Below are 13,351 nucleotides of genomic sequence, written 5' to 3'. Positions count from 1 at the left end.
TCCTTCTTCGGCGACTCCTTCGTCTATGTGCTGTTTGACGACAACACCGACTCCTACTGGCCCGTGCCCGCGCCGAACGCCATCGGCGACCAATCTGCTCGCCCTGCTCTGCCCCCAGCTCGGCCCTCGATGCCACCGGGGTGGGCTGGGTCTACCAGTACGCTCTGGTGGACAGAACCGGCAAGCATGACCTCAGCGAGCTCACCTCCCTGCAGAACTGGTTGCTCAAGTTCGAGCTGCAGACGGTGGACGGCGTCTCCGAGGTCGCCACCGTGGGCGGCATGGTGCGCCAGTATCAGGTCCGGGTCGACCCGGACAAGCTGCGCGCCTACGGCATCCCGCTCTCCCTCATCGAGACCGCCATCCAGCAGGGCAACCAGGAGACCGGCGCCTCCGTCATCGAGATGGCGGAAGCGGAGTACATGGTGCGCTCGAACGGCTACCTCAAGAGCGTGGAGGATCTGAAGCAGATCCCCCTCGGCACCAATGTGCGCGGTGCCCCGCTGCTGCTGGGTGACGTGGCGGATGTGGTCACCGGCCCCCAGAGTCGACGCGGCGTCGCCGAGCTCAACGGCGAAGGGGAAGTGGTCGGTGGCATCATCGTCATGCGTTTCGGCGAGAACGCCCAGCACACCATAGACGGGGTCAAGAAACGGCTCGCAGAGCTGAAAAGCAGCCTGCCGGAGGGGGTAGAGATCGTCACCGTGTACGATCGATCCGATCTTATCCAGCGCGCCATCGACAACCTCTCCGGCAAGCTGGTGGAGGAGTTCGCGGTGGTGGTGCTGGTCTGCCTCGCCTTCCTGTTCCACCTGCGATCGTCGTTGGTGGTGGTCATCACCTTGCCCATCGCTATTCTGGTGGCCTTTATCGTGATGCACCTGCAGGGGATCAACGCCAACATCATGTCGCTGGGCGGCATCGCCATCGCCATCGGCGCCATGGTGGATGGCGCCATCGTGATGATCGAGAACGTCCACAAGCATATGGAGCGGGAGGCGCTCACCGACAAGAACCGCTGGCGCATCATCACCGAGGCGAGCATAGAGGTGGGGCCCGCCATCTTCTTCTCCCTGCTCATCATCACCATCAGCTTCCTGCCGGTGTTCGCGCTGGAGGCGCAGGAGGGGCGGATGTTCCACCCCCTCGCCTACACCAAGACCTACGCCATGGCCGCCGCGGCCGCACTCGCCATCACGCTGGTGCCGGTGATCATGGGCTACTTCATCCGCGGCAAGGTGCTGGCGGAGCAGGCCAACCCGCTGAACCGCTGGTTGAGCCAGGGCTATGTGCCGCTGCTCAAGGCCGTGCTGGCCCGTCCGAAAACCACGCTGATGCTGGCGGCGGTGGTGACGGTGGCGGGCTTCTGGCCACTCAAGTACCTGGGCTCCGAGTTCATACCGCCGCTCGATGAGGGGGACATCATGTACATGCCCACCACCGCGGCCAATATCTCGGTGGGCAAGGCGCGGGAGATCCTGCAGCAGACCGACAAGCTCATTCGTACCGTGCCCGAGGTGCAGAACGTGTTCGGCAAGGCGGGGCGCGCCGAATCGGCCACCGATCCTGCGGATCTGGTGATGATGGAGACCAGCATCCAGCTCAAGCCCCGGGATCAGTGGCGCCCCGGCATGACCCCGGAGAAGCTCAAAGAAGAGCTCGACTCCCTCATCCGCTTCCCCGGCCTCACCAACGCCTGGGTGCCCCCCATCAAGACCCGCATCGACATGCTGGCCACCGGCATCAAGACCCCGGTCGGCATCAAGATAGCGGGGCCCGATCTCAAGGTCATTCAGGGGCTCGGCCAGCAGCTGGAGCAGATCGTCGGCGAGGTGGAGGGCGCCTCATCGGTCTACGCCGAGCGGGTGGCCGGCGGCCGCTACGTCAAGGTGGATATCGACCGGCTCAAGGCAGCGCGCTATGGCCTCAACATCGCCGATGTGCAGGCGGTGCTCGCCACCGCGGTGGGCGGCATGGAGGTGGGCCAGACCATAGAGGGGCGCGAGCGCTACCCCATCAACCTGCGCTACCCCCAGAGCTATCGCGACTCGGTAGCCAGCCTGGAGCTGCTGCCGCTGGTGACCCCAAGCGGCGCGCGCATCGCCCTGGCGGACGTGGCCCGGGTCTATATCAGCGACGAGGCGCCCATGCTGCGCAGCGAAAATGCGCGCCTCAACGGCTGGGTCTACGTCGACATTCGCGGCCGCGACATCGGCTCCTTTGTGGCAGAGGCCAAGGCCGAGGTGGACAAGCAGCTGGCGCTGCCGGCGGGCTATGCCCTCACCTGGTCCGGCCAATACGAATACATGGAGCGGGCCAAGGCGCGCCTCGCCTACGTGGTGCCATTGACCGTCGCCATTATCGTGTTGCTGCTCTATCTGGCGTTTCGCCGCTTCCAGGAGGTGCTGCTCATTCTCACTACCTTGCCGCTGGCGGTGGTGGGCAGGATCTGGACCCTCTGGCTGCTCGACTTCAACCTATCTGGCGGTGGGGAGTGGGCTTTATCGCCCTGGCCGGGGTGGCGGTGGAGACGGGCGTCCTGATGCTGGTCTACCTCAACCGCCTGGGATGACCTGGTGGCGAGCGGCAAACCGGACAAGGCAGGCCTGCACCAGGCAGTGATCCACGGCGCCGCCCTGCGCCTGCGCCCCAAGATGATGACGGTGGTGACCATCATCGCCGGCCTGTTGCCCATCATGTGGAGCCACGGCACCGGCTCCGAGGTGATGCAGCGTATCGCCGCCCCCATGATCGGCGGCATGGTGAGCGCGCTGGTGCTGACCCTGCTGGTGTTGCCCGCCGCCTTCTATCTGTGGAAACGCCGTGCCCTGAACCAAAGCGTGAACGAACAGGCCGAATAACCCTGATGCACAACCAAATCAACGACGTTAAGGAAAATCAGATGAACTACAAGACACTCACTTTGACCCTGCTGCTCGGCCTTGGCGCCATGCAGGCACAGGCCGAGATGACCATGAACCACGAGGGGCACGACATGTCCCAGATGGAGGGGATGACCATGGCGGAGGCGGGCGACGTGACCATGACCCGCGGCATCATCAGCCGCATCGACGCACCCAACGGCAAGGTGGGGATCAAGCACGAGGCCATCGCCAACCTCAAGATGCCCCCCATGACCATGGTCTTTCGGGTGGCCGATCCGGCCCTGCTGGAGGAGCTCAAGGTGGGGGATGCGGTGCGCTTCCACGCCGAGAACCCGGCGGGCAAGCTGACGGTGACGCAACTGCAGAAGCAGTAACGGCTCACCACAACAATAAAAACGGCGGGCACCAGACCCGCCGTTGTTTTATCTGCGATCTCGACCGGATTCAGCCGCGAATATGGTCGATAAAGGCGTCGATCTGCTCGCGGGTGCAGGCGGGGTTCATAAAGACCGCCTTCTCCCCGGCGATATAGGAGTACTTGCCGCGCGCGTCGTACTCCGAGTGCGCCACCGCCTCCACCCAGTTGGTGAAGAGCCCCACCTTGCCGCGCTGCTTGAACAGGTTGCGGTGGTATTCGGTGTTGCGGGCCAGCCGCGCCTTGTAGGCCGCATCCGGGCTGCGCGCCAGCTCGAAGGCGAACTCGGCGTCGGGGTCCTGCACCCACTCGGGGTTGTAGATCTTGAAGCCCACGCTCGGCCCCTGGTTCTCCTGGGCCACCAGCTTGACGTTGCCGAGCTGGCTCAGGCGGAAGCGGAAGTAGTTGGCATTCTGCAGGCAGTGGGCCAGCACGGTGCGATAGCCCTCCACCCCCAGGTAGTTGAGGGCCGCATAGGCGCCGAACAGGCCGCTCGCCCCCCGGGAGCACTCTATGGTGGACTGCAGGTGGGTCTGGCCCTGAATGTCCCGCTCGAAGTACGAAAAGTTCTCCGGGTCGTTCTCCATCGCCTTGAGATCCTCCTGCTCCCTGATCATCACCAGGCTGGAGGTGTAGGGCACATAGCCCCACTTCTGGAAGTCCACGGTAAAGGAGTCGGCGTATTTCAGCTCCGCAAAGCGCGCCACGTTGCGCTCTATGCCCGCCAGGGTCGCGCCGTTGATGGCGAGCGGGTTGGCGGCAAAGTCGTAATCCAGGAAGAAGATCATCGACCAGCCGATGGCGGCGTCCACGTGGATGTGGGGCTTGACCGCCACCTCGAACCGCTCGCACAGCCGGTCCCGCAGCTCGACCACGGGCTTGACCCGGTCCACCCCGAAGGTGTCCGTGGTCCCCATGGTGAGCATGATGGTGGGCACCACGTGCTTCAAGGCGAAGCAGGCGGTCAGGGTGCGCTCGAGATCGGCGAGATCGATGTCGTTGTTCTCGCCCACCTGGATGCGGATGGTCTTGTTCTCTATGTCCACCCCGAGCAGGGAGAGGTTGGTGATGTTGGAGTAGTGGCCGCCCTGGGAGTTGATGATGCGGTAGTCCTGATAGTGGCCGAGCCCCTTGTGCTTGGCCTCCGGCAAACTCTTGCGAATGCCGAGCAGGTAGCCATAGAGGTTACAGAAGGTCCCCCCCTGGGTGAAGATGCCGGTGGCACGTGCCGGATCGTAACCCGCCAGCAGGGCAATCTGGCGCACCACCTTCTTTTCGAGCTCCTCCGCCACCCCGGCATACTCGGAGTAGACCAGGTTGGGGTTGGCGAGGATCCCCATCTGGGCGCCGTAGATGGCGGGATCCGCCGACATGGTGATGACGTTCTCGACGCTGGAGGGGTTCTCCCAGTCTTTGGACAGGGCGCCGGCAAACAGCAGCTCCGTCATGGGCTCCCCAGGGGTGCGCATCTGCGCGGGCACCGGCATGGTCTCGCAGAGATCCGCGAGGCGGGCGCGGCCATCGGGCCAGGCGTTCAAACGCGCATCCGGCGCCAGGCCACGGGCGCGAAACTCGTTGAGGGTGGCGAAACCGGGCTCGCGAAACACCGGCCAGAGATCGGGATTGCGGGAGAAGAAGTTGGCTTTGACGGTGGCGAAACGGGCGGAGAATTCGGGGTGGACGGCGTTGACGCCGTCATCTTTCAGATAGACAAGATCGCTCATGATAAGACCATTAGTACTGCAAATGTGCCCCGGTTATACCCCCGGGGCGGCGCAGGAGACAGCGACAATAACTAATGGCCTGCCCTACTTTTTATCATGACCACGGCAATCGGGGGCTGGCGAGCCCCCTGCGCCGGAGCCCGTGCTCCGTTTCGTGATCCGGGTCATGCCTCTCAGCGCAGGGCCGTCACCAGCCAGGCCTCCAGCTCCGCCAGCTCATGGGCCCTGGCCGGGAACTCGTCCATCAGCGAGTGCAGCAGCGCCGCCATCGCCTCGGGTCGGTAGGGCGCCCCCACCAGCCGCTCGGCCAGGGCATCCAGGGGGGCTGGATCCAGGCTGTCGCTGAAGATCTGCGCCCGTCCTATCACCCCCTTCTCCACGTCGAAATGCAGCTCCACCCCGCCCCAGCCGAAACGTTCGTCCAGCTGATGGCTGAACGCCGGGGCATGGCCGAAGTTCCACTCCCAGCTGCGCTGGCGGGCGAAGGTCTCGGCGAAGCCGGGCAGGTCCGGCATCCGCTCGGGGGAGATATGCTCGGGCGCCACCCGCTCACCATAGTAGTGGAAGAAGGCCTCGATGAGGGCGTCATTCACCTGCTGATGATCTATCCCCGGCAGCAGCTCGCAGAGGTTCGCGACCCGGCTGCGCACCGAGGTGATCCCCTTGGCCGCCAGCTTCTTGGGGTCGGGGTTGAGGTAGTTGGCCAGACGGCCGAGGTCTGCGTCCAGCAACAGGGTGCCGTGGTGAAAGCCGCGATCCTGGGTCTCCCGGTAGGCGGAGCCCGACACCTTGCGATCCCCGTCCGCCGTAGCCACCAGCAGATCGTTGCGCCCCGAGGCAGAGGCCGTTATCCCCAGCCGCTTGAGGCCATCCAGCACTATGGCGGTGGAGACGCCCTTGTCATAGCCGGACTTGCCCGCCATGAAGGTGAAGCAGCTGTTGCCGAGATCGTGGAACACGGCCCCACCGCCGCTGCTGCGCCGCGCCAGGGTCACACCGTCCTCTTCCATGCGGCGGGTGTTGCACTCCTTCCAGGGATTCTGCGCCCGGCCTATCACCACGGTATTGGCGTTGCGCCACAGGAACAGCACCCGCTGGGCGGGATCCATCTGGCGGAAGATGCACTCCTCCACCGCCAGGTTGAACAGGGGATCGTGGGAGTCGGAGACGAGCAGGCGCAAGGGAGACATGGGAGGAGACATAGGGGGACCTCATAGGAAAAAGGGGAGACTACCATACCACCCTGCTCCCGGGGCGTCCTCCCCTGACCACGACCCCATCCCCCCGTTCGGCCATCCACTATGGCTGCGATGGCCGGAGTTGACCTGAAAGCGCCGAAAAAATGCAATCTATCAGCAACTGAGCGGCCTGCAAGCACGAAGAGGCACATGAAATGACTCTCTTTTTCATCCACCAGGGGCCGCTGCCAGGCCAGATGAGGTGCCAAAACGCCCTATTCCTCCACCCAGCGTGATGAATGACACAAAAATGAGTTTTAATAGCCCGCATTCCTTTGCTTTATGGGCTTTCCTCCCCTTGCGAAGGAGAAGAAATTGTCTGACTCTAGCCAGCAGAGCACCTCCCGAGAGAATAGCGGTATGACGGAGTCCGATGCATCCTGCCAGCCTGGCTGCTGGCTACTGTCGATATGGGTGGTGATATCCGCCCTGATCACCCCCTCCCTGCGCGCAGACGAGCACGTCACAGTGCAACTGCCCTGGCAGCACCAGTTCCAGTTTGCCGGTTACTATGCCGCCATCGCCAAAGGCTTCTATCGGGATGCCGGTCTGCAGGTCAGCCTGCGCGAGGCCGGTCCCCGCACCGACGTGATCAACGAGGTGACCACGGGTCGGGCCCACTTCGGCATCGGTGGCAGCGATCTGCTGCTGGCTCGGGCCGCCGGTCGCCCCGTGGTGGTGCTCGCCGCCATGTTGCAGCACTCCCCCCTGGTGCTGCTGACCCTGGACAGACCCGATATCCGCACCCCGGCGGATCTGGCCGGCAAGCGCCTGATGCTGGAGCCGGGCTCCAACGAGCTGCTGACCTATCTTCATCACTATACCCAGGCCAGGCAGTGGAACACCCTCCCCTACGAGCAGGGGCTGCAGGCGCTGCTGACCGGCAAGGCGGACGCCATCAGCGCCTACAGCTCCACCGAGCCCTTCGCCCTGACTCAACTGAACATCCCCTACCGGGTGTTCAATCCCCGCGACATCGGCTTTGACTTCTACGGCGACAACCTCTTTACCTCTGAGCACGAGCTCGCCACCGGGCAGGAGCGGGTCCATGCCTTCCTGCAGGCGAGCCTCAAGGGGTGGCGCTATGCCATGGACAATCCCGAGGAGATGATAGACCTCATCATGACGCAGTATCCGAGCGGTGCCGGCCGCGAGCAGCTGGCGTTCGAGGCCCGCGAAACCCGGGCGCTGATGCAGCCCGACCTCATAGAGCCGGGCTACATGCAGCAGGAGCGCTGGCTGCAGATCGCCAGAACCTATCTGGATGCCGGCATGATCAAGGCGGTGCCCAACCTGGCCCCCTTCATCTACAACAGTGCCCAGGCCAGCCTGCGCCAGCAGCGGCAACTGCTCGACAGGAGCGTGGCGGTGGCCATGCTGATCACCTTCTCCCTGCTGGCCCTGCTCGGCATCTTCCTGTATCTCCATCTGCGGCTGCGTCAGGAGGCGCGGGATCGCCAGCGGCTCACCCGGGAGCTGGCCCAGCGCGAGCAGCACTATCGCTTCGTGGCGGAGAACAGCGCCGACGTCATCTGGACCATGGACACCGCTTCCTTGCGATTTCTCTACGTCAGCCCGGCCATAGGCCCCCTCAGCGGTTACGAGCCCGACGAGCTCTTCACCATGTCCCTCAAGCAACTGCTGCCCGACGAATCCAGGCGACAGCTGCGCGAGGAGATGAGCGCCGCCCTGGCCGCCTGGCAACGGGGTGAGCAGGCCCAGACCCGCTGCGTCATCCACTCCCAGCTGCGCCACAAGGATGGGCATCTGGTGGCCATAGAGACGGTCACCACCCTGCACGGCAACACCCGGGCGCGACCGGACGCCATCCTGGGGGTGACCCGGGATATCACCGAGCGGGCGGCCCGGGAGGAGATGATGCGCCGTCTCGCCTTCCACGACCCCCTCACCGGGCTGGCCAATCGCCGCCTGCTGCAACAGCGGCTGAAAGAGAGGCTGCAGCAGGCGCCCGAACGCCCCCTGGCCCTCATCTTCATCGATCTCGACCACTTCAAGCCCATCAACGACACCTTCGGCCACGAGACCGGGGATCTGCTGCTCAAGCTGGTGGCCGAGCGCATGGGCCATTGCGTGCGCGAGGAGGATCTGGTGGCGCGGCTGGGGGGCGACGAGTTCGTGATCCTGCTGCCCGATACCGGCGACGCCGCCCTGGGGGTGGCCGACAAGCTGCACCAGAGCCTGCACCATGCGTTCTTGCTCGAGCAACAGGCGCTGCGCATCTCCAGCAGCATAGGGGTGGCCCTCTATCCGCAGCACGGCACCGACCCCAAGACCCTGATGCACCACGCCGACCAGGCCATGTATCAGGCGAAGAACCAGGGCCGTGGCCGGGTCTGCCTGTTCACGACCGCCTGGGATCCGGCCCAGGGGGCCCTGCTGTGGCATCCCGGCCATGAGTGCGGCCATCCCCGCATCGATGCCGAGCATCACCGGCTCTTCATGCTGGCCAACCGCCTGCTGGAGCACATCAAGGATCCGGGCGAACATCCCGAGCCGTTTCTGGAGAGTCTGGCGAGCCTGTTCGAGATGGCCCGCCAGCACTTCGCCTTCGAAGAGCAGTTGCTGGCAGAGTACGACTATGGGGAGCTGGCCAGCCATCGACAGGATCACCAGAGGCTGCTGGAGAAGGCCTCCCAGCTGATGGCTGCCGCCAGGGCGGGGACGCTTGGCAACGACGAGCTGCTCAACTTCATCCTTCAGGAGCTGGTGGTCGGCCACATGAGCCAGGCGGACAGGCGCTACTTCCCCCTGTTCACACCAGAACGCCCCTCGCAGATTAGGGAGGTCGTCGCCTAGTCCCCCCGCAGGGCGACCACGGGGTCCAGGCGCACCGCCCGCAGCGCGGGGGCGACCCCGGCCAGCAGACCGACCAGGGCGCTGCACCCCAGGGCCAGCAGCAGATAGAGGGGATGGAGGCTGAGCGGCAAGCCGGCCGCCAGCAGGGCGAGCAGCAGCTTGAGCCCGCCGAGCAGGGCCAGTCCCATGGCGCCCCCCAGCAGCGCCAGCACCACGGCTTCGAGCAGAAACAGCAGCAGGATGCGGCGCCGTGGGCAGCCCAGCGCCATCAGCAGGCCCACCTCTGGGATCCGCTCCTGCTGGGCGATGCTCATGATGCTGAAGATGCCGACCGCCCCGATCAGCAGCGAGATAATGCCGAGCCCGCCAACCGCCAGCTTGATGATGGAGAGTATCTTGTCGAGGCTCGCCAGCATGTCCTGCTGGGAGGTGAGGGTGAAATCCTCGGCGCCGTGGCGGGCGATCAGCACCCGCCGGATCTGGGCCGTGATCTCGGCCTCCCCCTGCCCGGCGCCATAGATGACGTCGATCTCCTGCAGCCCCTCCTTGTTGAACAGCGCCTGGGCATGGGCGGCGGGCAGGTAGATCATGTCGTCCAGATCAAAGCCGAGAAACTGTCCCTTGGGGGCCAGCACCCCGGCCACCCGGAAGCGGCGATCCCCGGCCCGCAGCAGACTCCCCGGCCCGTCGCCACCCGGGAACAGCTCAGCGGCCACCTTGGCGCCCAGCACCGCATAGGCGCGGGGCATGGCGCTGTCGTCCGCGGGCAGAAAGCGCCCCTGCACCAGGGTGAGGCGCCAGCCGGAGAGCGCCGCCGAGCCCGTGCCCAGAATGGCCGTGCTGCGGGTCAGCCCGCGGCTGCGCACCTCCCCCTGCCCCTGCACCACCGGCAGGGCGGCTTCTACTCCTGGCAATCTGGCGAGGGCATCGGCATCCTCCAGCAGCAGGGGACGGCTGCTGGAGAGAATGCCGGGAGGGCCGCCGGCGGTCTCGGTCTTGCCCGGGGTCACGGCGATCAGCCGGGTCCCGAACTGGGAGAAACTGTCGAGCAGATAGAGCCTGAGCCCCTCGCCTATGCCGGTGAGCAGGGTCACGGAGGCGATCCCGATGGCGATGCCGAGCGCCGACAGCAGGCTGCGGCTGCGCCCTGCCAGCAAGGCGCGCCACAACCAGAACAGCAGATCAGAGATGCGCATCAGCCACCGCTCCATTGCCCGCTGCGCAGGCTGCTGACCGGATCCTGCCGCGCCGCCCGGGAGGCGGGCAGCCAGCTGAAGAAGAGCCCGGTCAGCAGGGCAGCGGGTATGGTGCAGAGGGTCGCAAGCCAGGGCACCGCCGCCGGGAAGCTCGGCCAGATCAGCGCGGCGAGGGCCACCAGGGCATAGCCCAGGGCCGTGCCAAACAGGGCGCCACCACCGCTCAGCAGCAGCGCCTCCCACAAGAACAGCTGGCGGATCTGGCGGCTGTCGGCCCCCAGCGCCTTGAGCAGGCCTATCTCACCGGTGCGCTGGCGGGTGCTGATCAACGCCAGATTCATCATCATGATGCCGGAGACCAGCAGGCTGATGGCACCGATACCGGCGACCGCCAGGGTGAGGGTGGCCAGAATGGTAGAAAAGGTGGCCAGCATGGCGTCACGCCGCACCAGAGTCACATCGAGCACCCCGTGGCGCCCCTGCATCAGCTGCTCCAGCCGCGTGATCAGCGGGGGCACAGCTTGCCCGGCCAACGGCTGGATCAGCAGGCGAAACAGCCCCTCTGTATTGAACAGCCCCATGGCGCTGCCGACCGGGATCAGCGCCGCCTCGGCCATGTCCATCCCCAGATTGCTGCTCTGGCTGGTGAAGACTCCCACCACCCGAAAGCGGCGATTGTCAAAACGCAGCCACTGACCGACCGGATCCGCCTGACCGAACAGCTCACGGGCCGCCACGTCTCCGAGCAGGGCGACCGGCCTCTCCTCTGTGGCCTCCCCCGGCAGCCAGCGGCCGGCGAGCAGGGTCAGCCCGTGGGTATGCCGCAAGTCGTTGCTGCTGCCAAGCAGCATGGTCTGGCGCACCCGGGCCCCCTGCTTGGCCTCGGCAAAGCCCATCACCAGCGGCACCAGCCTGAGCTGGGGTTGATGCTGGCCCAGGTAGTGCATGTCATCCAGGGTGATCTCCCGCAGGCTGTTGCCGGTCACCGGCGGCAGCCCGCCCGTGGTCTCCTTGCGGCCCGGGAACATCACCAGCAGATCCTTGCCAAGGGAGCTGAACTGCTCGGCCACATAGCGCCTCGCCCCCTCTCCCAGCGCGGTGAGCAGCAGCACCGAGGTGACGCTCAGGCTCACCGCCAGGATCAACACCAGCGCTCGCGTGCGCTGGCGCAGCAGGGCCACGGCGGCAAAGCGGAGGGCATCGGGGCGTCGCATTCAGCCCCCGCCGCTGTCGCTGCTGATGCGGCCGTCATCCATCGAGAGCCGTCTGCCCGCCCGCTCGCCGAGGCGGGGATCGTGGGTCACCACCACCAGGGTCATGCCCTGCTCCCGGTTGAGCCCCTCGAGCAGGGTGATCACCTCCTCCCCGGAGCGGGAGTCCAGGTTGCCGGTGGGCTCATCCGCCAGGATGAGGCGCGGCGCCATGGCCATGGCCCGGGCGATGGCGACCCGCTGGCGCTGACCGCCGGAGAGCTCGGCGGGCCTGTGGTCGGCCCTGTTGTCCAGCCTCAGCTCCTCCAGCAGGCGCTGGCTGCGACTGTGGCGCTCGGCGGGGGGGACGCCGCACAGCATCAGCGGCAGCTCGACGTTTTCCCGGGCGGTGAGGCGGGAGATAAGGTGAAACGACTGGAACACGAAACCGATACGCTGGCCCCGCAGCCGGGCCAGCGCGGGCTCTGACAGGGTGGCGGTGTCCTCCCCTCCCAGCCAGTAGCGCCCCTCGTCTGGCCTGTCCAAGAGCCCCAGCACGTTGAGCAGGGTCGACTTGCCGGAGCCCGAGGGGCCCATCACCGCCAGATACTCCCCCTCGGCGACTCGCAGGGAGACTTGCGCGAGGGCCGCCACCTCGGTGCCCCCCAGGGTGAAGCGACGGCTGACGGCCTCGAGGCGAATGAGATCACTCATCCGTCTGCTCCTTGGCGGCGGTGAAGGGCCCCTCCCCGACTATCTGGCCGGGCTGGGCCGCCAGCCTGTCACCGGCGGCCAGCCCCTCCGCCACCTCAATCCAGTTCCAGTTCTCCACCCCCCAGCGGGGCAGCACCCGCACCAGCCGATCCCCCTCCAGCCGCAGCACGCTGCCATCGTCGGCCCGGCTGCTGGCCGCCACCCGCAGCACATCGGTGGCACGGGTCACCTCCACCTCGAGATCGGCGCTGTAGCCGATGAGCAGGGGCACGTCGCTCGGCAGGGCGGTGAGCGCCGCCTCCACCTCGACGGTGCGGGCCTGCTTCTCCAGCTCTTTCACATAGGGGGCGATGCGGGTGACGGTGGCGGCAAGGTCGCGCCCGGGCATGGCATCGAGCAGTACCCGGGCGTTCTGGCCCACCCTGAGGCGGGCGGCATCCACCTCATCTATGGGGGCCGAGACATAGAGGCAGCGATCGTCTATGAGATCGATGACCGGGGGCATGGCCACCCCTGGGGGTGAGGGGGTCATGTATTCGCCCAGCTTGCTGTTGACCTCGGCCACCACCCCGGCAAAGGGGGCCTGCAGACGGCGCTCGGCCAGACGGGCCTCCACCTGGGCGACCAGCGCCTCGTCCACCCGCTCCTGCTGGCGGGAGGCCCGGCAGATATAGCGGCGGGTATCGGCCAGATTCTGGGCCTGCTCGGCCAGCGTGCGGGAGGTGAGGTTCTTGGCGAGCAGGGTGGCCAGCCGGTTGGCCTCCCGCTCGTAGTAGGCGGCCTCGCTGCAGCGCTCCTCGCGCTGGGTCTTGCCGAGGGCCTGCTGGGCGCGGGCGCGGCTGAGATCGGCGCGGATATCGTCGCTCCAGAGGGTCAGCAGCAGATCCCCCTGTGCCACCCTGTCCCCTGCCTTGACGGCGATCTGCGCAACCACGCCGCCACCGGGCAGACTGAGCCCGGCCCGCTGGCACGACTTGATGGTGCCAGCCCGGGTGTTGACCAGGGTCACCAGCACATCCCCTCGCCCGACCTCCACCAGCTTGACCGGCGTCCCCTGGGGTCGCCACCACCATGCCAGGGCCGCCACCGCCACCCCGGCACCCGCCGCCCACCACAGCCAGCCTCTCTTCATCGCGCATCCTTTCGCTATTGGCTCCCGTCACGTCTGGCAG

Annotated in this window: 8 protein-coding genes and 1 pseudogene; 3 read left to right on the top strand and 6 right to left on the bottom strand. The window is 66.3% G+C overall.

Features of this window, described 5'->3' with window-relative positions:
* Positions 1–140: 140 nt before the first annotated feature.
* Both ACWPWQ_RS15200 and ACWPWQ_RS15195 read left to right on the top strand, forming a co-directional pair.
* A pseudogene (locus ACWPWQ_RS15200) lies at positions 141–2,861 on the top strand (efflux RND transporter permease subunit).
* Between the two features lie 41 nt (positions 2,862–2,902).
* Positions 2,903–3,259: a copper-binding protein gene (locus ACWPWQ_RS15195; RefSeq protein ID WP_265435383.1), complete on the top strand. Its 357-nt coding sequence runs from the start codon at positions 2,903–2,905 to the stop codon at positions 3,257–3,259.
* Between the two features lie 70 nt (positions 3,260–3,329).
* Here ACWPWQ_RS15195 and ACWPWQ_RS15190 read toward each other — a convergent pair whose 3' ends face one another.
* Positions 3,330–5,024, bottom strand: a complete 1,695-nt coding sequence (locus ACWPWQ_RS15190; RefSeq protein WP_454010168.1) for a pyridoxal phosphate-dependent decarboxylase family protein — start codon at positions 5,022–5,024, stop codon at positions 3,330–3,332.
* A gap of 173 nt (positions 5,025–5,197) precedes the next feature.
* The gene (locus ACWPWQ_RS15185; RefSeq protein WP_454010209.1) at positions 5,198–6,214 is read right to left on the bottom strand and encodes a lipoate--protein ligase A; all 1,017 of its coding nucleotides are present in this window, start codon (positions 6,212–6,214) and stop codon (positions 5,198–5,200) included.
* 408 nt (positions 6,215–6,622) lie between these two features.
* On the opposite strand from ACWPWQ_RS15185, the gene ACWPWQ_RS15180 reads away from it, so the two are divergent.
* Positions 6,623–9,079, top strand: a complete 2,457-nt coding sequence (locus tag ACWPWQ_RS15180) for a diguanylate cyclase domain-containing protein (protein ID WP_454010167.1) — start codon at positions 6,623–6,625, stop codon at positions 9,077–9,079.
* On the opposite strand, the gene ACWPWQ_RS15175 is transcribed toward ACWPWQ_RS15180, so the two are convergent.
* Genes ACWPWQ_RS15175 through ACWPWQ_RS15160 form a run of 4 tightly spaced genes read right to left on the bottom strand, consistent with a single transcriptional unit; the run spans position 9,076 to position 13,311 of the window.
* Positions 9,076–10,275 (bottom strand): ABC transporter permease, encoded by a 1,200-nt coding sequence (locus tag ACWPWQ_RS15175; RefSeq protein ID WP_454010166.1) that lies wholly within the window; start codon positions 10,273–10,275, stop codon positions 9,076–9,078. The two genes, ACWPWQ_RS15180 and ACWPWQ_RS15175, sit on opposite strands and share 4 nt — an antisense overlap.
* Positions 10,275–11,489 carry an ABC transporter permease gene (locus ACWPWQ_RS15170; RefSeq protein ID WP_454010165.1) on the bottom strand — a complete coding sequence of 405 codons (1,215 nt, stop codon included), beginning with the start codon at positions 11,487–11,489 and terminating at the stop codon, positions 10,275–10,277. Before ACWPWQ_RS15170 ends, ACWPWQ_RS15175 begins: the two co-directional genes overlap by 1 nt.
* Positions 11,490–12,179 (bottom strand): ABC transporter ATP-binding protein, encoded by a 690-nt coding sequence (locus tag ACWPWQ_RS15165; RefSeq protein ID WP_139436348.1) that lies wholly within the window; start codon positions 12,177–12,179, stop codon positions 11,490–11,492.
* A complete protein-coding gene (locus ACWPWQ_RS15160) occupies positions 12,172–13,311 on the bottom strand; it encodes an efflux RND transporter periplasmic adaptor subunit (RefSeq protein WP_454010164.1) in 1,140 nt (379 codons plus the stop codon). Before ACWPWQ_RS15160 ends, ACWPWQ_RS15165 begins: the two co-directional genes overlap by 8 nt.
* Positions 13,312–13,351 lie beyond the last annotated feature (40 nt).

It is taken from the genome of Aeromonas sp. Marseille-Q7275 (assembly GCF_965119515.1).
Note: the sequence above shows the minus strand (reverse complement) of the source record. Positions and strands in the feature narration are given on the sequence as shown.

Bases quoted from the DNA above. Each gene is read 5' to 3' on its own strand.
- ACWPWQ_RS15195 (WP_265435383.1), top strand. From the start codon at position 2,903: ATGAACTACAAGACACTCACTTTGACCCTGCTGCTCGGCCTTGGCGCC.
- ACWPWQ_RS15190 (WP_454010168.1), bottom strand. From the start codon at position 5,024: ATGAGCGATCTTGTCTATCTGAAAGATGACGGCGTCAACGCCGTCCAC.
- ACWPWQ_RS15185 (WP_454010209.1), bottom strand. From the start codon at position 6,214: ATGTCTCCCTTGCGCCTGCTCGTCTCCGACTCCCACGATCCCCTGTTC.
- ACWPWQ_RS15180 (WP_454010167.1), top strand. From the start codon at position 6,623: ATGACGGAGTCCGATGCATCCTGCCAGCCTGGCTGCTGGCTACTGTCG.
- ACWPWQ_RS15175 (WP_454010166.1), bottom strand. From the start codon at position 10,275: ATGCGCATCTCTGATCTGCTGTTCTGGTTGTGGCGCGCCTTGCTGGCA.
- ACWPWQ_RS15170 (WP_454010165.1), bottom strand. From the start codon at position 11,489: ATGCGACGCCCCGATGCCCTCCGCTTTGCCGCCGTGGCCCTGCTGCGC.
- ACWPWQ_RS15165 (WP_139436348.1), bottom strand. From the start codon at position 12,179: ATGAGTGATCTCATTCGCCTCGAGGCCGTCAGCCGTCGCTTCACCCTG.
- ACWPWQ_RS15160 (WP_454010164.1), bottom strand. From the start codon at position 13,311: ATGAAGAGAGGCTGGCTGTGGTGGGCGGCGGGTGCCGGGGTGGCGGTG.